Source organism: Pseudomonas sp. LTGT-11-2Z (assembly GCF_003691445.1).
In the GTDB taxonomy this organism is placed as follows: Bacteria; Pseudomonadota; Gammaproteobacteria; order Pseudomonadales; family Pseudomonadaceae; genus Aquipseudomonas; species Aquipseudomonas monteilii.
Map to the genome: position 1 here is coordinate 1,459,743 of NZ_CP033104.1, position 17,349 is coordinate 1,477,091.

17 protein-coding genes are annotated in these 17,349 nt (G+C 63.2%); 10 read left to right on the top strand and 7 right to left on the bottom strand.

All coding sequences use genetic code 11. The features are described from left to right. Positions 1–83: 83 nt before the first annotated feature. Together D8767_RS06665 and D8767_RS06670 are read right to left on the bottom strand one after the other, a co-directional pair. The gene (locus D8767_RS06665; protein WP_016713764.1) at positions 84–2,525 is read right to left on the bottom strand and encodes a penicillin acylase family protein; all 2,442 of its coding nucleotides are present in this window, start codon (positions 2,523–2,525) and stop codon (positions 84–86) included. Between the two features lie 103 nt (positions 2,526–2,628). Further along, positions 2,629–3,969, bottom strand: coding sequence for a PLP-dependent aminotransferase family protein (locus D8767_RS06670; protein ID WP_028698541.1), 1,341 nt, complete (start codon positions 3,967–3,969; stop codon positions 2,629–2,631). A 170-nt stretch (positions 3,970–4,139) separates the two neighbouring features. Between D8767_RS06670 and D8767_RS06675 the strand changes: the two genes are divergently transcribed. Genes D8767_RS06675 through D8767_RS06690 form a run of 4 tightly spaced genes read left to right on the top strand, consistent with a single transcriptional unit; the run spans position 4,140 to position 7,745 of the window. After that, positions 4,140–4,853 carry a serine O-acetyltransferase gene (locus D8767_RS06675; protein ID WP_025754559.1) on the top strand — a complete coding sequence of 238 codons (714 nt, stop codon included), beginning with the start codon at positions 4,140–4,142 and terminating at the stop codon, positions 4,851–4,853. Then, the gene (locus tag D8767_RS06680; protein ID WP_016713767.1) at positions 4,850–5,638 is read left to right on the top strand and encodes an alanyl-tRNA editing protein; all 789 of its coding nucleotides are present in this window, start codon (positions 4,850–4,852) and stop codon (positions 5,636–5,638) included. The genes D8767_RS06675 and D8767_RS06680 overlap by 4 nt, the downstream gene beginning before the upstream one ends. After that, on the top strand, positions 5,635–6,846 hold the full coding sequence (locus D8767_RS06685) for an MFS transporter (protein ID WP_016713768.1): 1,212 nt from the start codon (positions 5,635–5,637) through the stop codon (positions 6,844–6,846). The genes D8767_RS06680 and D8767_RS06685 overlap by 4 nt, the downstream gene beginning before the upstream one ends. Further along, positions 6,843–7,745, top strand: coding sequence for a pyridoxal-phosphate dependent enzyme (locus tag D8767_RS06690; RefSeq protein WP_016713769.1), 903 nt, complete (start codon positions 6,843–6,845; stop codon positions 7,743–7,745). Before D8767_RS06685 ends, D8767_RS06690 begins: the two co-directional genes overlap by 4 nt. Positions 7,746–7,777: 32 nt before the next feature. Here the strand turns inward: D8767_RS06690 and D8767_RS06695 are convergent, their stop codons facing one another. Genes D8767_RS06695 through D8767_RS06710 form a run of 4 tightly spaced genes read right to left on the bottom strand, consistent with a single transcriptional unit; the run spans position 7,778 to position 9,438 of the window. Further along, on the bottom strand, positions 7,778–7,975 hold the full coding sequence (locus D8767_RS06695; RefSeq protein WP_009684590.1) for an SEC-C metal-binding domain-containing protein: 198 nt from the start codon (positions 7,973–7,975) through the stop codon (positions 7,778–7,780). 7 nt (positions 7,976–7,982) lie between these two features. Then, positions 7,983–8,462 (bottom strand): LEA type 2 family protein, encoded by a 480-nt coding sequence (locus D8767_RS06700; protein WP_029380282.1) that lies wholly within the window; start codon positions 8,460–8,462, stop codon positions 7,983–7,985. 2 nt (positions 8,463–8,464) lie between these two features. Beyond that, positions 8,465–8,941, bottom strand: a complete 477-nt coding sequence (locus D8767_RS06705) for a YchJ family protein (RefSeq protein WP_025754557.1) — start codon at positions 8,939–8,941, stop codon at positions 8,465–8,467. Positions 8,942–8,943: 2 nt separating this feature from the next. Beyond that, entirely contained in the window at positions 8,944–9,438 is a 495-nt protein-coding gene (locus D8767_RS06710) for a DUF6231 family protein (RefSeq protein WP_016713780.1), read from the bottom strand. Positions 9,439–9,597: 159 nt separating this feature from the next. Here D8767_RS06710 and D8767_RS06715 point away from each other — a divergent pair, with 159 nt between their 5' ends. The 4 genes from D8767_RS06715 to D8767_RS06730 all read left to right on the top strand — a co-directional run bounded on the left by D8767_RS06715 (position 9,598) and on the right by D8767_RS06730 (position 12,224). Beyond that, positions 9,598–10,290: an OmpA family protein gene (locus tag D8767_RS06715; protein ID WP_016713781.1), complete on the top strand. Its 693-nt coding sequence runs from the start codon at positions 9,598–9,600 to the stop codon at positions 10,288–10,290. 89 nt (positions 10,291–10,379) lie between these two features. After that, on the top strand, positions 10,380–11,099 hold the full coding sequence (locus D8767_RS06720; RefSeq protein WP_016713782.1) for an OmpA family protein: 720 nt from the start codon (positions 10,380–10,382) through the stop codon (positions 11,097–11,099). 98 nt (positions 11,100–11,197) lie between these two features. Continuing rightward, positions 11,198–11,473: a DUF1145 domain-containing protein gene (locus D8767_RS06725; protein ID WP_016713783.1), complete on the top strand. Its 276-nt coding sequence runs from the start codon at positions 11,198–11,200 to the stop codon at positions 11,471–11,473. Further along, positions 11,466–12,224, top strand: a complete 759-nt coding sequence (locus D8767_RS06730; protein WP_016713784.1) for a hypothetical protein — start codon at positions 11,466–11,468, stop codon at positions 12,222–12,224. Before D8767_RS06725 ends, D8767_RS06730 begins: the two co-directional genes overlap by 8 nt. A 49-nt stretch (positions 12,225–12,273) precedes the next feature. Here D8767_RS06730 and D8767_RS06735 read toward each other — a convergent pair whose 3' ends face one another. Next, positions 12,274–12,738, bottom strand: a complete 465-nt coding sequence (locus D8767_RS06735) for a CopD family protein (protein ID WP_016713785.1) — start codon at positions 12,736–12,738, stop codon at positions 12,274–12,276. A gap of 98 nt (positions 12,739–12,836) precedes the next feature. Here D8767_RS06735 and dinG point away from each other — a divergent pair, with 98 nt between their 5' ends. Then, on the top strand, positions 12,837–14,981 hold the full coding sequence (dinG, locus tag D8767_RS06740; RefSeq protein WP_016713786.1) for an ATP-dependent DNA helicase DinG: 2,145 nt from the start codon (positions 12,837–12,839) through the stop codon (positions 14,979–14,981). Between the two features lie 79 nt (positions 14,982–15,060). After that, positions 15,061–17,295: a beta-galactosidase gene (locus tag D8767_RS06745; protein ID WP_016713787.1), complete on the top strand. Its 2,235-nt coding sequence runs from the start codon at positions 15,061–15,063 to the stop codon at positions 17,293–17,295. The last annotated feature ends 54 nt before the right edge of the window (positions 17,296–17,349 follow it).

A 17,349-nucleotide genomic window follows, 5' to 3' on the forward strand; every position in this document is an offset into this window, starting at 1 on the left:
CCAGTTAGGAGCCATGCCGGAGAAAGGAAGTTCGACTGGAAATGGCTGGGGCTGCAATGCAGCCCCAAAACAGGCGATGCCCGTTATTTGCCAGGCACCAGCGTGAGTCGTTGGTTGCCATACGCCCGCCCGAAGTTCTGCTGCTGCAGCGGCAGGCTCATGAACCGGCCTTTGAACCAGGCATCCAGCCCGTCGCTGTAGTGCGCGCTTGCCGGGTTACCGGACTGGCCGCTGCTGGTCAGCACCTGCAACGGTTCGGCCTGACCGAAGTCGACGATCATCCGCGCTGAGGCCGGCAGGCGGGTGTCGAAGTCGCTGCCCCAGGCGTATGGCGTCAGGGCGAGGGTGGTGAAGTCGCCACCTGCAGCCAGCGGTGAGCGGCTGATGGCTTCGCCCAGGCCATGGTAGGCCGGTGCTGGCCAGCGGTACTGGTGCAGCTTGCCCCATTGCCAGGCGCGGCGGTCGGCGCCCAGTTGCGCGATCCCGGCGTCCATTGCTCCCGCCAGGCTGCGGGCGAGAATGGCAGGCTTGTCTTCTTTTTGTGGGGTGTTGCGGTCATCCCAGAACGGGCTGTCGTCGCGGCCCAGCAGGTGATCGGCCTGGGCCGAGAACGACAAGCGGGCATTGCTGACGAACGCCTGCCAGGCAGGGCCGGATTCCGGGCCCAGGTCGTCGAGGAAGGTCTGCCGCGTTACCTCCTGCAAGAACAGCTCGTACAGCGCGGCATCCGCTGACACCGGGCTCAGCCGGCCATCGAAGGCCTTGAGCCGGGCCAGCGTGTCGCGGGCCTTGTCGCGTTGGGCGGCAGGCAGGGCGTCGATCGCCTGCTTCAGTGGCTGGGCCATGCCGGGGGCGTCGAACATCTGCTTGAGCTTTTCGGCCAGCAGGGTTACCTGGTCGTTCTGCAGGGCCATCAGGCTGCGGCTGTCGTGGCGGCCATTGCCGGCCAACTGGGCCAGGCGTTCGGCGCGTTCGGGGTAGTACCAGGTGCTGGACAGCTGCATGCCGTAGCCACGCGGCAGACTGCGCTGGTTGGCGTGGCCGATCCAGCCAGCAGGCGGGTCCTGGTCATACGGGTGCAGCATCGGGTCGGCATAGCCGTCCCAGTCGTAGCGCCCGTCCCAGCCCGGCGAGGGCAGCAGGCCCTGGCCTTCGCGGCGGTTGGGGTAGTGGCCACTGACTTGCCAGCCGATGTGTTCCGGCTCGGCGAAGACAAAGTTGAGAGCCGCGGCGGTCACTTCGCGGGTACTGTCGAAGGCGCGTTCCACGTTCCTGGCGCGGGTCAGGTCGAACAGTGCATCCAGGCTGCGGTCGCCCTTGAACTGCGGCAGGTTCAGCGCCAGGCCCAGGCTGGCGTTGTCTGGCTGGGCCAGCAGGGTGCCGTGGCGGGTGTCATACATCACCTCGCGCAGCGGGCGCTGGCCTCGGACGAAGAACGTTTCGCTACGGGCGCGGGCCGGCAGCCATTTGCCGTCGGCCAGGTAGCTCAGCTGGCTGCCTTGACGACGCAGTTGTTCCAGGAACAGGTCCTGGTTGTCGGCCATCACGGCGCTGCTGCTCCAGGCCAGTTTGCCGTTGTAACCGGCCAGCACGATCGGCAAACCCGGCAACGACAGGCCGGCAACCTGGTACTTGCCGGTGTGAATCTGTACCGGGCTCAGGGCCCAGGTAGCGCGGCTGTCGCTGGCCAGCAGGCTCTTGCCGCTGCGGCTGCGCTGCGGGGCCAGGGCCAGGTTGGCCGAGCCCGGGCTGCCGAGCAGGTCAAGGTCGGCCAGTTTCTGGCTGGCGGCCGCCAGCGCTGGCAGGCCCGGCAGCTGGCTGGCCAGGTTCAGGCCCTTGAGCTTGTCCACCTCGCCTTCGGCCAATGGCTCGTCCGGGGCGCCAGGCAGCAGCCAGGCCAGTTTGTCGCTGCCGGCTTTCTGCGCCAGGGTCAGGGCACTCAATTCTTCCTGCAGGTTCACCGATTGGCTGAACGCATACAGGTTGAAGATCAGTGCCGAGTCTTCGGGCTTCCAGTATTCCGGGCGATAGCCACTGCTGGCTAGGCCGGCCGGCAGCTTGTCGCGGTAGCGGAACAGGTAGGCGTTGACCCCGCGTGCGTACACTTCGAAAAAGCGCTTGAGCCGTGGCGAGGCGTCGGCGTACTGCTGGGCGGCGCTTTGCTTGAGGTTGGCCGCGCGCATCAGGCGGTCGATGTCCAGCGCTTCGCTGCCGGCCAGTTCGGCCAGACGGCCTTGGGCCAGCAGGCGCATGGCGACCATCTGCTCGATGCGGTCACCGGCATGCACATAGCCCAGGCTGAACAGCGCATCATGGAAGCTGCTGCTTTCGATCAGTGGCGCACCCATGGCATTGCGGCGTACTGAAACATTCTGCGCCAGGCCCTTGAGCGGCTGCACGCCACTGGTCGGTGGCACGCTGTCCTGGTAGCCGCCCGTCTGGCAGCCGGCCAGCCCGAGCATGCCGAGCAGCGTGGCAGCGGTTGCGAACCGCGGGCGGAAGGGAGGAAAGGCGGGGGCGGCCATGACAAGGGCTCCTGCAAGGCGTGGCGGGTTTCGAAAGGCGCTAAGGTAGTAAGCGCGCAGGCGCCATGCAAGGTCCCAGGTCGGTTTATTTGCCAGCGCTGCCTCAAACGTTGAAGTGGTCTGCCAACGTCTCGGAAAAGTGCGTGCAATTGATGCGCGCATAGCGCCGGTAGTCACGGGTGACGGCGAACGCAGAACCTGGCATCAGCAGGATCTTGTTTTGTTCCAGTTTGCGCACCAGGGGTTGCAGGTCTGGCAGGTCCGGGTGGTAGACCCAGAGGAACATCCCCCCTTGCGGTGCGATTTCAAACTGCCAACCTCGCTCGATCAGAAGCCGCTGGGTCTGGACCTGCTGCCTGATCAGGCGCTGCTGCACATCATTCATGTGCCGGGCATAGGTGCCATCCGACAATATGGTGTTGACGAAGCGTTCGCAAAACGCCGGGACGGCAACACAGGTCAGCAGTTTCAGGCGTGTCAGCGGTTCGATCAGGTCGTGTGAGCAGGCGATGAAACCCACGCGTAGCGATGCGGACAGGCATTTGGAGAAACTGCCGATGTAGATAACCCGGTCAAGGTTGTCCAGCTCGGCAAAGGTCTGGCGTACGGCCGGGCTGAAGTCGCCATACACATCGTCCTCGACCACGAAGAACTCGTGCTCTACCGCCAGGCGCAGGACACTGAAGGCGTTGTGCGGGCTGATGTTGCTGCCGGTCGGGTTGTGGAAGGTGCTGTTGCAGAAAAATGCCTTGACCTTGTGCCTGGCCAGGTAGGTTTTCATCTCTTCCACGTCTGGCCCGTCCTGGGTTCGCCGTATGCCGACAACGTGCCCGCCCGCCAGCTGGATCAGCTTGATCAGGTTGCCGTTACCCGGCTCGTCGACGAAAACGTGGTCGCCTGGCTTGATCAGCAGCCGCGCAACCAGGTCAAGGCCTTGTGTGGCGCCCAGCGTGGTCAGCAACTGGTTGGGGCGGACATCGACACGGGTCAGCCGTTTCATGTGTACGCACAGCTGTTTGCGCATGGGCAGGTAGCCCTGGATGTCGCCGTATTCGGCCAGCGAGCTTTGCTCCAGCCGCGCCGTGCGGCGAATGGCCTTGGCCAGCAGCTCGGTGTCACGCCAGGCGGGGGGGAGCCAGCCGCTGCCCAGCTTGGTGTAGTGCTGTCCGCCTTGCAGCAGCTTGAAGAGCGGGTCGCCCGCCATGCATTCGGGCTCGTGGATCGCACTGGTTTGCCGTGACCGGGTCGCGACGAAGTAGCCCCTGCCCGGCGAAGCGGTCAACACACCTTCGCTGACCAGCTGGGCGTAGGCCGAAACAACGTCGTGGTAGCTGAAGTCGACTGCAGCTGTCAGTTTGCGGATGGAGGGCATGCGCTGCCCGGGCAGCCACTCCCCTGCATCCAGGCGTTGTCTTAACTGGTGATGAAGGCTGCGGGTGTTCATGGCAGGTCTCAAACCGTTAGAAAAAAAGCCTAACAGTTAACGGAAATGCTTGTCGACTGTTCGTTTTCAACTGGCCAGTACATGCCACTATTCCCTGGTCGGAAGTGTTGGTTGCCCGCAAAGGCAGCACCTTAAGCGTCTGTTCAACCAGACAACTGGATATTGAGCCCATGCACTCTATGGATATGCAATCAGCCGTCATTGCCAGGCTACCTGTGCCTGATGAACCGGAAACATTCAAGGTTGTAAGGAACCTTGTTACATCGGCGCTATTGGAGTGTTGTTCAGTTGATGAATTCGAAGCGTTTAAAGAAACTTCGGTTATTCAGTGTGTCACCGAACAAGCCCATGCCGATTTGCAGGCCTTTGCCCTGAAAGATCCGGCAGCTGGCCGCGACCTGGTATTCATTGCAAGAACGTACACCTCTTATTCTGCCGTTCTGCATTATCGGCTCGCCCATTGGATCTACAACAATACCGCTGCTGCCTATGGTGCCGGCGGTCAATGCCTGGCGGCCATGATCTCCAGGCGCGGCAAAATGCTCTCCGGGGCGGAAATCCACTTCCGCAGCCGTATTGGCGCACGCTTCATCATTGATCACGGCATGGGCACCGTCATCGGCGAAACCTCGACCATTGGTGACGATTGCTACGTGCTGGGCGGCGTCACACTGGGCGCCCGCGGTATCAGCGGCAACCCTTCAAGCCCCAGGCACCCGACCTTGGGCAACCGGGTACAAATCGGCGCGTTCGCCAGTGTGCTGGGCGCTATCCACGTCGGTGACGGCGCATTTATCGGTCCGGGCTGCATTATTACCAAAGATGTTCCCGCGGCTGCCCGGGTACAGGTTAAAACATCATTGCAGGTGGTACTGGAACCATGAACGCTCTGAACTATGAAGTGTTACGCAATACCGAAAAGCTGTATTACAAAGACCAGTACCTGGCCGGCGTTGATACGCAAGTAACACGCGTGCACAGTGATGGCATTGAATTGCAGAGTACCGTGGCTTACCCGGAAGGCGGCGGCCAAGAAGCAGACTTCGGCACCATTGAATTACCGGTGGGAACTGCGCGCTTTGTCTGGGTGAAAAAACTGTATGGCAGCCCGATTCGCCTCGAAGGTTTCAAAGGCGGAAAACTGGGCGGCATCATTATTCACAGCCTGCACCCTGATGACCTGCACCTGCTGGATGACGTCACGCCAGGCATGCCGGCCCGCATCACCATCGATATTGAACGGCGCGAACGGCTGACGCTGTCTCACAGTGCCAGTCACTTTCTGTATGCCGCTGCGATCGGGCTGCGTGAAGAGCTGCAGCAATGGACCATCGGCTGCCACATCAAAGAGGATTCGGCACGTTTCGACTTCCTGGTCGAGGACGCTTTCACGGCCGAAGAGGTGGTTGAAATAGAACGGCGGGCCAACGAACTGATCGGCTTCGATGCACCCATCGAGCACTACGCGGTCGAGGGCCTGGAAGACGCACGTTTGTGGACCTACAACGGCATCGAAATTCCGTGCGGTGGCACACACCTCGATTCACCAGGGCGTATCGGGCGCCTGAGCGTCAGGCGCAAACGCCTGGGCAAAGGTAAGGAACGGCTGATCTGCGCGTTCCCCGATGCCGAAATCGACCTGTCCACCTACCACGGGCACGCACTATGAACAGCACGTTACCGCGGCGCACGTACCTGTATTTCACCGCACAGTCGATCAACCTGACCACAGCGGTCATGTCCGTGACCATGGCCGCCATTGTCGGCGCGGCGCTGGCGCCTGATGCCGCGTGGTCCACGGTGCCGTACGGGTTTCAGTTTCTGAGCCTGATGCTGGCAACCTACCCAGTCTCCAGGCTGATGAGCCGAATCGGCCGCAAGAAGGCTTTCATGCTGGGCGCAATTCCGTTGGCATTGTCGGGTGTCAGCGGCTTTCTGGCGGTGGAGCACCAGCATTTTGCAACGCTGGTACTTAGCCATTCTGCGTTGGGTGTGTATATCGCCTTCGCCAACTTCAACCGCTTCGCGGCCACCGACAATCTGTCTCAGGCCCTGAAGCCCAAAGCCCTTTCGCTGGTCGTGGCAGGGGGCGTCATCGCCGCGGTGGTCGGGCCGACGCTTACCGAGTGGCTGCGTGATGTTGGTGGCTATCCACTGTTTTCGTTGTGTTATGCCGCGTTTGTCGGCCTGGCGCTGCTGTCACTGCTGATTGCCCTTTGCCTGCCAGACGATGGCGGTGTGACCAGCACGGTCAACAGCGCCGCCCAGTCGGCCCGCCCACGCACCGAGCCGTTAAGCCCGAGCGTGGTGGTGGCCATGGGTGTTGCTGCACTGAGCTACGGGATCATGAACCTGCTGATGATCCAGGCCTCGATGCACATGAAACACATGCACGAGGACTTCTCGGACGTACGCCTGGCGATCCAGTGGCATGTGATTGCCATGTTTGCCCCGTCGTTTTTCACCGGTGCGATCATCCAGCGGTTAGGTATCAGGACCACCATTTGCGCGGGCCTGGCCCTGCTGATCGGCTGCTCGGCCCTGAATATCTGGTCGCACAGCTACGCCATGATGACCTTGGCACTGATTGCCCTTGGGCTGGGTTGGAACCTGACGTATGTAGGCGGCGGCGCCTTGCTGGCCCAGTCGCTGCAGAACAGCCCGGCAGCGATGCAGATGCAGGGCAAGAACGACCTGGCCATTGCCATCTTCGCCACCCTCGGCGCGTTCAGCCCTTCGCTGTTGCTGAGCACGGTCGGCTGGGATGGCACCAACGCCATCTGCATGGCCCTGTGCATCGGGCTTCTGGTTGCCACTGCCGGCCTGCTGCAGAACAAGACCTGCCTGCATACTTCAATGGAAGGTAGCCGCAAATGAGCGAGCTCATCAGTGTCAGTGATCGCATCTATACCAAGCTGGAAATGAACAACCCTGGGGGAAGCCACAAATACCGGGCGGCCCGGCGCATCGTCGAGCATGCCGTACGCAATGGCGACATCATTCCCGGTGTGACAACCGTCATCGAGAAAACCGGTGGCAGTTTTGGCTTCGGCTTGCTGGCAGCCTGTCACAAGTACCAGGTCGCCGTGGAGCTGGCGGTCGGGCTGAGCTTCAGCCAGACCAAGCGGGATTTGCTCGAGTGTTTCGGTGCGCGGCTGATCGGCAAGGAAATGTTGATGGCCGGTGCCACCCCCAAGGATGTGGTCATGCACCACCTGGATAACCAGGCCGCGTTGGGCAAGTCATACTTCTATACCGACCAGTTCAACAACCCGATGGGTATCGAAGCCCATCGTTACCAGACGGCCAGCGAGCTGGCCGTGCAACTGACCAACGCCGGGGCAGGGCGGGATGTCCTGTTTGTTGGCTGTGCGGGTACGGGGGCAAGCTTCACGGGCATTACGCTGGGGCTGAAGGATCACGGTTTCGAGGTGTCGACGGTGTTGGTCGACCCCAGCGGGTGCGACTCAAGGGCGGGTGTGTTTGCCGACCACCGCTTCGAAGGCATGGCAGTGGGGGTTTGCCCGCCTTTCATGGACTGGTCGCTGGTGGACGAGCGGGCCCAGGTGCAACACGCTGAGATGCTGGCTGCGCAGCGCTGGTTCTACATGCAAAGTGGCATTTTTGTGGGCAATACCGCTGCCGCCTGCCTGGCCGTTGCTCAGCGCATGGCCCAGCACCCGCGGTATGCCGGGACCACTGTGGTGACCATCGCCTATGACGCCGGCCTGTGGTACCAGGACCTGCTGGGGGCGACACGGCGCAAGGCCGCCTAGGCCAAGGCCCTCAGCAGGGAGGCAACGTCAGATCAGGCGCCGTGGCACTTCTTGAACTTCTTCTCGCTACCGCATGGGCACGGGTCGTTACGGCCAACGTCCTTCAGGGCGTTGCGTACCGGCTCCTGGTGGCCGTGGTTGCAGTGCGGGCCGTGAACATGGCCATGGTCATGGTGGTGATCATGGTCGTGGTTGCAGTCAGGGCCATGAACGTGGGGTTGCTGGGACATTGCAGGGTTACTCCGGGATGTGATCGCCGGGGATTATCTCACCACTGCGCGATAAGTGCAGGTCCCGATGGATAAGCAGCCCGATCGCCAGTTCGCCCTGCAGGGTGTAGTGCAGCGGTTGCTTGCTTCTGAGCAGCTTGGCCAGCGGCTTGAGGTGCTGCCACAGGTTGGTACGCGCGGTGATCTTGAAGGTACGCCGGGCATGCCCGCCCACGCTGCGCCATACGCTGGTTTCATCCTGCACCAGCAGCAGGTCGTTCAGGCGCACGGCATACGACAGGTTGCGGATGAACAGGCGGCTGTCATTGGGGTTGTCGACTTGCAGGTGCAGCACGAATTCCTGCTCCAGCAACCTGGCCTTGACCGTTTCGACTTCGACCAGGCGCACCTCGGGTTCGCGCCAGTGTTCACCGCCCCAACTGCTGCAGCCCGCCAGCCATGCCATCAGTGTACCGAGCAGCAGCAGCAGACGGGCGCGGGCGTTCATGTTCAGCTCCCGACGTAACTGGCGCAGCATTTCTTGAACTTCTGCCCGCTGGCGCAGGGGCAGGGGTCGTTGCGCCCGGCCTTCAACCCGACCGTAGGGTCGATGAAGTACCAGCGCCCGGCATGCTGGACGAACGCCGAGCGTTCACGGTGCTGGTGGTCGCCCTCCTGGTCGTGCCAGCGTGCGGTAAAAGTGACAAAGCCGTGTTCCGGTTGGCCGCCGAGTACTTCAGCGCTTTCTACCTCCAGGCCCAGCCAGGTGCTCTGGGCGCTCCAGGCGGCCATGGCGGCGCGGTCCAGGTCGGCTTGTTGGGCGGGCAAAGTGGTGGCCACCAGGTAGTCGACCAGGCCCAGCACGTAGGCACTGTAGCGTGAGCGCATCAGCGCCTGGGCATCGGGTGCCGGGGTGCCGGCATGGTAATGCCCACAGCAGGCATCAAGCAGGTTGCCACTGCCACAGGGGCAGACCGAGACACTCATCATCACCACCAGTACTTGCCGAAGTTTTCAGGGTTGGCCCAGAACCTGGCGTTGAGCCAGTCCGGGACCTGCTTGTAGTCATGTAGATCATAGGTGAACAGGCTCAATACCTGCTGGTCACGGCAGAATTTCTCGCTGGCCGACAGGGCCAGGGCGAAAAAGTCGGTGTCTTGCCAGCCGCAGGCGGCCAGATCGGCCAGCACGGCAACCCGGCTGGCATTGAGGTTGCGGATGCCGCCGAGCAGCTCCAGGCCCGTGCGTTTGGGCAGGTGCTCCAGGCAGTCCACCAGCACCGCCAGGTCAAAACGCTGGGCCGCAAGCTCGGCCGGAAGCGGGCCAGGGGCCGCTGTGGCGATGGTCACCTGCGGGTGTGCTTCGGCGAAGGCGTCGAGCGCCGGGAAACGTGTGCCCACCAGCAGCAGGCGTTGCGGGGTGAAGCGCTCCAGCAGGGCTGCCAAAGCCTGCTGCGGCGTACGTTGGGAGAAACCTTCGGTCATTGCCAATCCTCGTTCAAGTCGTCCAAGACTAGCGGGCCGCAGCCTGCGGGCAAAGAGGCATGTGACCGCGTCGTGGCTTATTGCTGGCAGGGTTGGAATGCGCGGTCTTTACTCCCAGAGATCGGCCTTATGCCGATTCCCCCTAGGAGAAGCAATGAAATGAGCATAGTACGCACAGCGATACCCCTGGTACTGCTCACCAGTGTGTTGACTGGTTGTGCAGGTTTGCAAAAAACCGACTGGCCGAAATGTGCCGCCGTCGGGGGTGTAGGCGGCGCCGCATTGGGCGCTATTGAAAGTTCCAGCTGGGCTGGCTGGGGCGCGTTGCTGGGCGGTGGCCTGGCGGCGGGTTACTGCTGGGCCCATGGAGATGGCGACGAGGATGGCGACGGCGTGCCGGACAGCCGTGACAAGTGCCCTGGCACCCCGCGTGGGGTGCAGGTCGATGCCAACGGGTGCCCGCCTGAGCCGGCAGCCGTGGTCGAGGAAGTGGTGGTGCAGAAAGAAGAGGTCATCGTCATTCGCGATGTGCACTTCGAATTCGACTCTGCGAAGCTGACCGCCCGCGACAAAGAGCGCCTCAACACCATTGCCACGCGCCTCAAGCAGGAAGCGCCATCCGCCCGCCTGAGTGTCAGCGGCCACACCGACAGTGTCGGTTCCGACAGCTACAACCAGAAACTGTCCGAGCGTCGTGCCCACTCGGTGACCGATTACCTGGTCGAGAGCGGCGTACCGCGCAGCAGCTTCGTTTCGGTGGTCGGTGCCGGTGAAACCCAACCGGTGGCTGACAATGCCACGGCCGAAGGGCGTGCGATGAACCGTCGTACCGAGATCAAGATCCAGCGGTAACACGGCATGCGCCCGTGCCTTGAGCAGTGGCACGGGCGCGTCTTGATGCCGGTCAGCCGTTTGTGGCCAAAGACACAGGAGCATTCAGCATGAGTGTGACGTCGAAGGCGGCTCTGCCGCTGTTGGTGGCTGCCAGCCTGCTCGCAGGCTGCGCTACCCATAGCGATGGCAGCGCGCCCCTCAACCAAAGGACCTGGCCCATCTGCAGCCTGTTGGGCGGCCTGGTCGGTGGCGGCCTGGGCGCTATCGAAAGTTCTGCCTGGGCCGCAGGTGGCGGCGCCCTGGGCGCCATTACCGGGGGGCTGATCTGCTATGCCCAGGACGGTGACGAAGATGGCGACGGTATTTTCGACCGCCGCGATCGTTGCCCCGACACCCCAGCCAACACGGCGGTCGACCACATGGGTTGCCCGTTGAAGGTGTATCCGGCAGCCCCCCCTGCTACCGCACCCGAACCTGCACCTGAGGTCATCATCCTGGATGACAACGGCGCGGTGATGTTCGCCTTCGATTCCGCCGACCTGACCCCGGCGGCCCAGCAACGGCTGCAAGGCCTGGTGGCGAAGCTCAATTCCCCGACGGTAGCCAAGGTCGCCGTGGTCGGGCACACCGACAGCGTGGGCTCCGACACCTACAATCAGGCGCTTTCCGAGCGCCGTGCCAGCAGTGTTGCCGAATACCTTATCAGCCAGGGCCTGGAGCCCGGCAAGGTCACAAGCCAAGGGCGTGGGGAAAGCGAGCCGGTCACCGACAACGAAACCGAGGAGGGCCGCGCGCGCAACCGACGGGTGGAGCTGCACCTCAACTGAGCGGTGCTGGCGCCTGCCTTGGCATTGCAGTTAATGTGGGGCGCACGGCCCGCTCGATCGGGCCGTCTCGACATAACAACAATCGATAGGGGCGGGGTATGAAGTTCATCCTGGGCCTGGGCAAGGTCCTGACGGTCGCTTTCTGGGGTGTGGTGTTGTTCAATCAGTTGTTGCCACAACCTTTGCCCTTCAATCTGCTGATCAATGCCGCGGGTATCTTCCTGTTCGGCCTGCACCTGCTCGAAGTGCTGTTCTTCAATGGCAGCCTGCGTGGGCGCAGCCATCGCTGGTTCGACCGATTGCAGATCCTGTTGACGGGCATCTTCCATGTCATGTCCATTCCCCGTGCGCAGGAGGCGCCGCGAAATGCGTAATCTGATGTTGCTGGCCATGTTGGCCACTCCCCTGGCTCAGGCCGAAAGCCTGGAAGTCGCCGCCAATTCCATGCTGCGCCTGCCCGACAAGTCGGCCAGCGTGCACCTCACGCACTTGCGTGTCGCTGATTCGGCAACCCTGCTGCTGCCTGCCTCGCTTGCGGAATTGAAGGTCGACCAGCTGGAGCTGGGGCGTGATGCGCGTATCGCCATTGCACCTTCCGATAGCCCGTTGCTGATCGAGGCGCGCAGCGCCAGGTTGGGCGAAGGCAGTGAATTCAGTGCTCCAGGGGCTGCCGGGAGCTACCAGCGGGCAGCCCGCTCGGGCCGCAGTCTGGACCTGAAACTGGCTGAACTGGATGCCGAACGGGTGGCGATCGATGCCCGTGGCGGCGCCGGTGCGCCGGGGTACGTGGGGCTTGATGGTGCCAATGGCCAGGCAGGTGGTTGCACATGGGGCCAGGCCAGTCGTGGTGCCAATGGCGATAATGGCGGCAACGGGCACGACGGCGCCCCGGGTGGGCGCATTCGTCTGAGCCTGCCGCAAGGGTTCCCGCAGGAGCACATTGTGGTGCGTCTGGATGGCGGCGCACCGGGCAAGGCCGGGGCGGCAGGCAAGGCGGGTAAAGGCGGGGCGAGTAAAGGTTGCCTTGTGTACAGCACCGACGCTGGGGCCAATGGCCGGCCGGGACAGCCGGGCCAACCTGGGTTGGCGGGGGCCGCGGGTGAGCTGATCCTGCAGCGCCTCTGAGCCACACCGCTCCTACAAGGGGCCGCGCAGGTCGTTAGATAATCAGCTGTCAGAGCATCAGTCGCGAACTGGCAACTGCAACGACCGCCAGGCCCAGCAGGAGGTTGATCCCCACCATGCGCCGAATCCGCCCCAGCACTGCCGCACCCGTCGGCCAGTCCTCGGCTTGCACCGCCGTCTTCAGCTCGGGCAACAGCAATGCCTGAATGCGCATGAACAAGGCAAACATGGCGATCCCTCCACCGATCATCACCTGCACATACTTCGGCGCAGTCTCGAAGCCGCTGAAGCGCATGTGCAACATGCCGATACCACTTATCGCCAAAATCGCTACAGCCACCCAGACCCAGCCGAAGAAGCGTCGGAAAACTTCCACCCACAGGCGCAGGCGCGCAGGCCCTTCAAGGGCTGCAACCGTTGCCGGGCGCAGCACCAGCCAGGCGAAGAACATGCCGCCGACCCATATCAGGGCAGCCAGGACATGCAGTGTGTAGGGCAGGGCAAAGGCAAGCATCCGGATCTCCATGCGGCATAATGGGCAATAGCGGGGTATGATAGCCGCCCCGTGTGAAACACTGAAAATATATCCAGCCCTTCGGGCGCCTGCAGACCATGATCAGCAACGAACTCAAAGCCACCATCCAGGGCGCCTATTCGCGTTTTCTCGAAGCCAAGAGCCTCAAGCCGCGCTATGGCCAGCGCCTGATGATCGCCGAAGTGGCCAAGGTGCTTGGCGACATCGCCTGCGACGATGAAGGCCGCCGTGCCGGGGAGCCTGCCGTGGTGGCAGTCGAGGCGGGCACCGGTACCGGCAAGACCGTGGCCTACAGCCTGGCAGCCATCCCGGCCGCCAAGGCCGCCGGCAAGCGCTTGGTGATCGCCACCGCGACCGTGGCCCTGCAGGAGCAGATCGTTTTCAAGGACCTGCCCGACCTGATGCGCAACAGCGGGCTCAACTTCAGTTTCGCCCTGGCCAAGGGCCGTGGCCGTTACCTGTGCCTGTCCAAGCTCGACATCCTGCTGCAGGAAGGCCATGCCGAGTCGGCCACCGCCCAGCTGTTCGAGGAAGAAGGCTTCCGCATCGAAGTCGACGAGCGCAGCCAGAAGCTGTTCAACAGCATGATCGAGAAGCTCGCTGGCAACCGCTGGGACGGTGACCGTGACAGCTGGCCCGAGGCCCTGGAAGACCAGGACTGGGCACGGCTGACCACCGACCACAGCCAGTGCACGGGCCGCCACTGCCCGAACTTCCAGCAGTGCGTGTTCTACAAGGCCCGCGAAGGCATGGGCAAGGTCGACGTGATCGTCACCAACCACGACATGGTGCTGGCCGACCTGGCCCTGGGCGGTGGCGCGGTGTTGCCCGACCCGCGCGATACCCTGTACGTGTTCGACGAAGGCCATCACCTGCCAGACAAGGCCATCGGCCATTTCGCCCATTATTCGCGCCTGCGTTCCACCGCCGACTGGCTGGAACAGACCGCCAAGAACCTGACCAAACTGTTGGCTCAGCACCCGTTGCCCGGTGACCTTGGCAAGTACATCGAGCAGGTGCCGGAGCTGGCGCGGGAAGTGCGTACCCAACAGCAGTTCATGTTCACCCTGTGCGAGCAGGTGGCAGACTTCCGCCCCAGCGAGGATACCGAAGGCCGCGAACGCCCGCGTTACCGCTTCGAGGGCGGTGTGGTGCCAGAGCAGATCCGCGAAGTGGGCATCGAACTGAAAAAGGGCTTTGCCCGCCTCAACGACCTGTTCACCCGCCTGGCCGACCTGCTCAAGGAGGGCATGGACGGCGAGGTCAATATCGGCATCGCCAGCCATCAGGCCGAGGAGTGGTACCCGCTGTTTGGCAGCCTGGTCACCCGTGCCCAAGGCAACTGGGAACTGTGGACGGCCTTTACCGCCGAGGACCCGGAAGACAGCCCGCCCATGGCTCGCTGGCTGACGCTGGCCGAGAGTGGCGCTCTGTTCGACATCGAAGTCAACGCCAGCCCCATCCTCGCTGCCGAAATGCTTCGCCGCAGCCTGTGGAGTGTTGCCCACGGCGCACTGGTCACGTCGGCGACGTTGACCGCGCTGGGCAAGTTCGACCGTTTCCGCATGCGCTCGGGGTTGCCGCGCGATGCCGTCACCTGCGTGGTGCCCAGCCCGTTCGTGCATGGCGATGCCGGCCTGCTGCGGGTCCCCGACCTGCAGGCCGACCCCCGCGATGCGGCGGCGCATACGGCGGCGATCATCCGTGAACTGCCAAACATCGTCGAGGATGCCCGTGGCGCGCTGGTGCTGTTCTCGTCACGCAAGCAAATGCAGGATGTGTTCGATGGCCTGGACCGTGACTGGCGCAAGCTGGTACTGATCCAGGGCAACCTGTCCAAGCAGGAAACCCTGAACAAGCACAAGGCGCGGGTCGATGATGGTCAGCACAGCGTGTTGTTCGGCCTGGCCAGCTTTGCCGAAGGTGTCGACCTGCCAGGTGCGTACTGCGAGCATGTGGTCATCGCCAAAATACCTTTCTCCGTGCCCGACGACCCGGTGGAAGCCGCTTTGTCGGAGTGGATCGAGGCTCGCGGTGGCAACCCGTTCATGGAAATTGCCGTGCCCGACGCCTCGTTGAAGTTGATCCAGGCCTGTGGGCGCCTGCTGCGTACCGAGCAGGATCGCGGCGTCATCACCTTGCTCGACCGGCGCCTGGTCACCCAGCGCTACGGCAAGGCTATTCTCAATGCGCTGCCGCCGTTCCGGCGGGAGATTTCCTGACTGCCGGAGCACTTGCTCCGGCGCGTTGTCCATTACTCAGTCTTGGGCCATGACGGCCCTGAAGGAGAGCCCCAGCCTTATGGTCCGCCGTACCCTGCCCGCCGTTTTCGCCCTGTTGTTCAGCTCGCCCTTGCTGGCCGGGCAGCAGACGCTGTTCAGCTTCGTGCGCCCGGCCTCGGTGGTCAACGTGGCGACCGAAGATGCAGGCATGCCGCAGTACAACGCGGAGCAAACGGCCGAGGGCGAGGTGCTGCGACGTGTGGTGTTCAACCCGGCCCCGCGACCGACCTTGCGCCTGAGCCCGCAAGGTGGCGTGTGGGACTGGTCTGCCGGGCAATTCCTCACCTTGCGCCTGCAAAGTGCCATGGACTGGGCACTGACGGTTGATATTACGGTGCAAGGCAGCGATGGCCGCACCTTGACCAGCCGCATCGACCTGCCGGCTGGCCCTGCGCAAACGGTGATGGTGCCACTGACGGCCAGCTCGCCGTTGAGCCAGGGCATGCGCGCCGGCCCTCCCATGCCCTGGAACCACGGCGGCCAGCGCCTGCTACTGACCAGCAGCGCTGGCGCGGTTGACCTCAAGCAGGTGACCTCGGTCAGCCTGAGCATCCCCAACCCCAAGGTGGCGCAGAACCTGCTGATCGAACGGGTGGGCATCCAGGATGACGACCAGGCCTATCAGGCGGCCTACCACGAGCTGATCGATGCCTACGGCCAGTCCACCCGCGCCAACTGGCCAGAGAAGGTCGCCAATGACGATCAACTCAAGGCGGCCGATAAGCGCGAGCAGCAACAGCTCAAGGGCTGGCTGGCTGAGCGTGACAAACAGCAACTGGACAGCTACGGCGGGCTTGTTGCCGGGCCGGCGTTCGAGGCCAAAGGGTTCTTTCGTACCGAAAAGCGTGATGGCCGCTGGTACCTGGTAACGCCCGAGGGGCACCCGTTTTACTCCCTGGGGGTAAATGCGGTAGCTGCAGATGGCGGGCGTACTTACGTCGCCGGCCGTGAAGGCATGTTCAAGGCATTGCCGGGTGAGGGCGAGGCATTGGCGGCATTCTATGGCGAAGGCAACAACGACGATGGCAATGCCTCGTCGCAAGGGCGCAATTTCAAGCAAGGGCGCTGGTTCGACTTCTATGCTGCCAACCTGCAGCGTACCTACGGTAAACCCTGCCCGCCGGCCTTGGAAGGGCAGCCAGCCAACTGCCCGCCGCTGGTACTGGATGCTGCTCGCTGGCAGGCGCATGCGCTCGACCGGTTGCAGGCCTGGGGGTTCAACACGATCGGCAACTGGAGCGAGCCTGCCCTGGGCCAGGCCAAGCGGATGCCCTACACCTTGCCGCTGTCGATCGTGGGCGACTACGCCAGCATCAGCACCGGCATGGACTGGTGGGGCAGTATGCCCGACCCATTCGACCCACGTTTTGCCATGGCTACAGAGCGCGCCGTGGCCATTGCCGCCCGCGATCACCGCGACGACCCTTGGCTGATCGGCTACTTTGCCGACAACGAGTTGGCGTGGGCTGCTCCCGGTAACGACCCCAAAGCCCGCTATGGCCTGGCCTATGGCACCTTGCGCCTGACCACCGACGTACCGGCCAAGCGCGCCTTCCTCAAGCAGTTGCGCGACAAGTACCGTAACCAGGAGGGGCTGTCCAAGGCCTGGGGCATCGAACTGCCCGCCTGGGAGCTGATGGAAGACCCGGGCTTCGAGGCACCGTTGCCCAACCCGGAACACCCGGAAATCGAGCGCGACTACCAGCACTTCCAGCAGGTGTTCGCCGAGACTTACTTCAAGACCATTGCCGACTCATTGAAATGGCATGCCCCCAATCACCTGCTGCTGGGTGGCCGCTATGCGGTCAGCACGCCGGAGGCGGTAAAGGCCTGTGCCGAATTCTGCGATGTGCTCAGCTTCAACTTCTATACCCTCAAGCCGCAGGACGGCTACGACTTCGCGCGCCTGGCCGAGCTGGACAAGCCGGTGCTGGTGTCCGAGTTCCAGTTCGGTTCGCGCGATCGCGGGCCGTTCTGGCCTGGGCCGCTGGAGGTGGCGCGGGAAGAAGACCGTGGCCCGGCTTATGGCAACTTCCTCAAGGCGGCCCTGGCGCAGCCGATGATCGTGGGTGCTCACTGGTTCCAGTACCTCGATCAGCCAGCTAGCGGCCGCCTGCTCGACGGCGAGAATGGGCACCTGGGGCTGGTCGCGATTACGGATATGCCCTACCCACGGTTTGTCGACGCTGTGCGCAAGAGCAACCTGCAGGCCGTGAGCCAACTGCGTACCCAACTGGAAAAGCCGACGCCTTGAGTGCAGGTTACCGTTCGTCGCGACCATTTGGCCCAAGCCAGTTTGCAAAACACC

Bases quoted from the DNA above. Each gene is read 5' to 3' on its own strand.
- D8767_RS06725 (WP_016713783.1), top strand. From the start codon at position 11,198: ATGAAGTTCATCCTGGGCCTGGGCAAGGTCCTGACGGTCGCTTTCTGG.
- D8767_RS06710 (WP_016713780.1), bottom strand. From the start codon at position 9,438: ATGACCGAAGGTTTCTCCCAACGTACGCCGCAGCAGGCTTTGGCAGCC.
- D8767_RS06700 (WP_029380282.1), bottom strand. From the start codon at position 8,462: ATGAACGCCCGCGCCCGTCTGCTGCTGCTGCTCGGTACACTGATGGCA.
- D8767_RS06720 (WP_016713782.1), top strand. From the start codon at position 10,380: ATGAGTGTGACGTCGAAGGCGGCTCTGCCGCTGTTGGTGGCTGCCAGC.
- D8767_RS06680 (WP_016713767.1), top strand. From the start codon at position 4,850: ATGAACGCTCTGAACTATGAAGTGTTACGCAATACCGAAAAGCTGTAT.
- D8767_RS06670 (WP_028698541.1), bottom strand. From the start codon at position 3,969: ATGAACACCCGCAGCCTTCATCACCAGTTAAGACAACGCCTGGATGCA.
- D8767_RS06675 (WP_025754559.1), top strand. From the start codon at position 4,140: ATGCACTCTATGGATATGCAATCAGCCGTCATTGCCAGGCTACCTGTG.
- D8767_RS06665 (WP_016713764.1), bottom strand. From the start codon at position 2,525: ATGGCCGCCCCCGCCTTTCCTCCCTTCCGCCCGCGGTTCGCAACCGCT.
- D8767_RS06735 (WP_016713785.1), bottom strand. From the start codon at position 12,738: ATGCTTGCCTTTGCCCTGCCCTACACACTGCATGTCCTGGCTGCCCTG.
- dinG (WP_016713786.1), top strand. From the start codon at position 12,837: ATGATCAGCAACGAACTCAAAGCCACCATCCAGGGCGCCTATTCGCGT.
- D8767_RS06715 (WP_016713781.1), top strand. From the start codon at position 9,598: ATGAGCATAGTACGCACAGCGATACCCCTGGTACTGCTCACCAGTGTG.
- D8767_RS06695 (WP_009684590.1), bottom strand. From the start codon at position 7,975: ATGTCCCAGCAACCCCACGTTCATGGCCCTGACTGCAACCACGACCAT.
- D8767_RS06685 (WP_016713768.1), top strand. From the start codon at position 5,635: ATGAACAGCACGTTACCGCGGCGCACGTACCTGTATTTCACCGCACAG.
- D8767_RS06730 (WP_016713784.1), top strand. From the start codon at position 11,466: ATGCGTAATCTGATGTTGCTGGCCATGTTGGCCACTCCCCTGGCTCAG.
- D8767_RS06745 (WP_016713787.1), top strand. From the start codon at position 15,061: ATGGTCCGCCGTACCCTGCCCGCCGTTTTCGCCCTGTTGTTCAGCTCG.
- D8767_RS06690 (WP_016713769.1), top strand. From the start codon at position 6,843: ATGAGCGAGCTCATCAGTGTCAGTGATCGCATCTATACCAAGCTGGAA.
- D8767_RS06705 (WP_025754557.1), bottom strand. From the start codon at position 8,941: ATGAGTGTCTCGGTCTGCCCCTGTGGCAGTGGCAACCTGCTTGATGCC.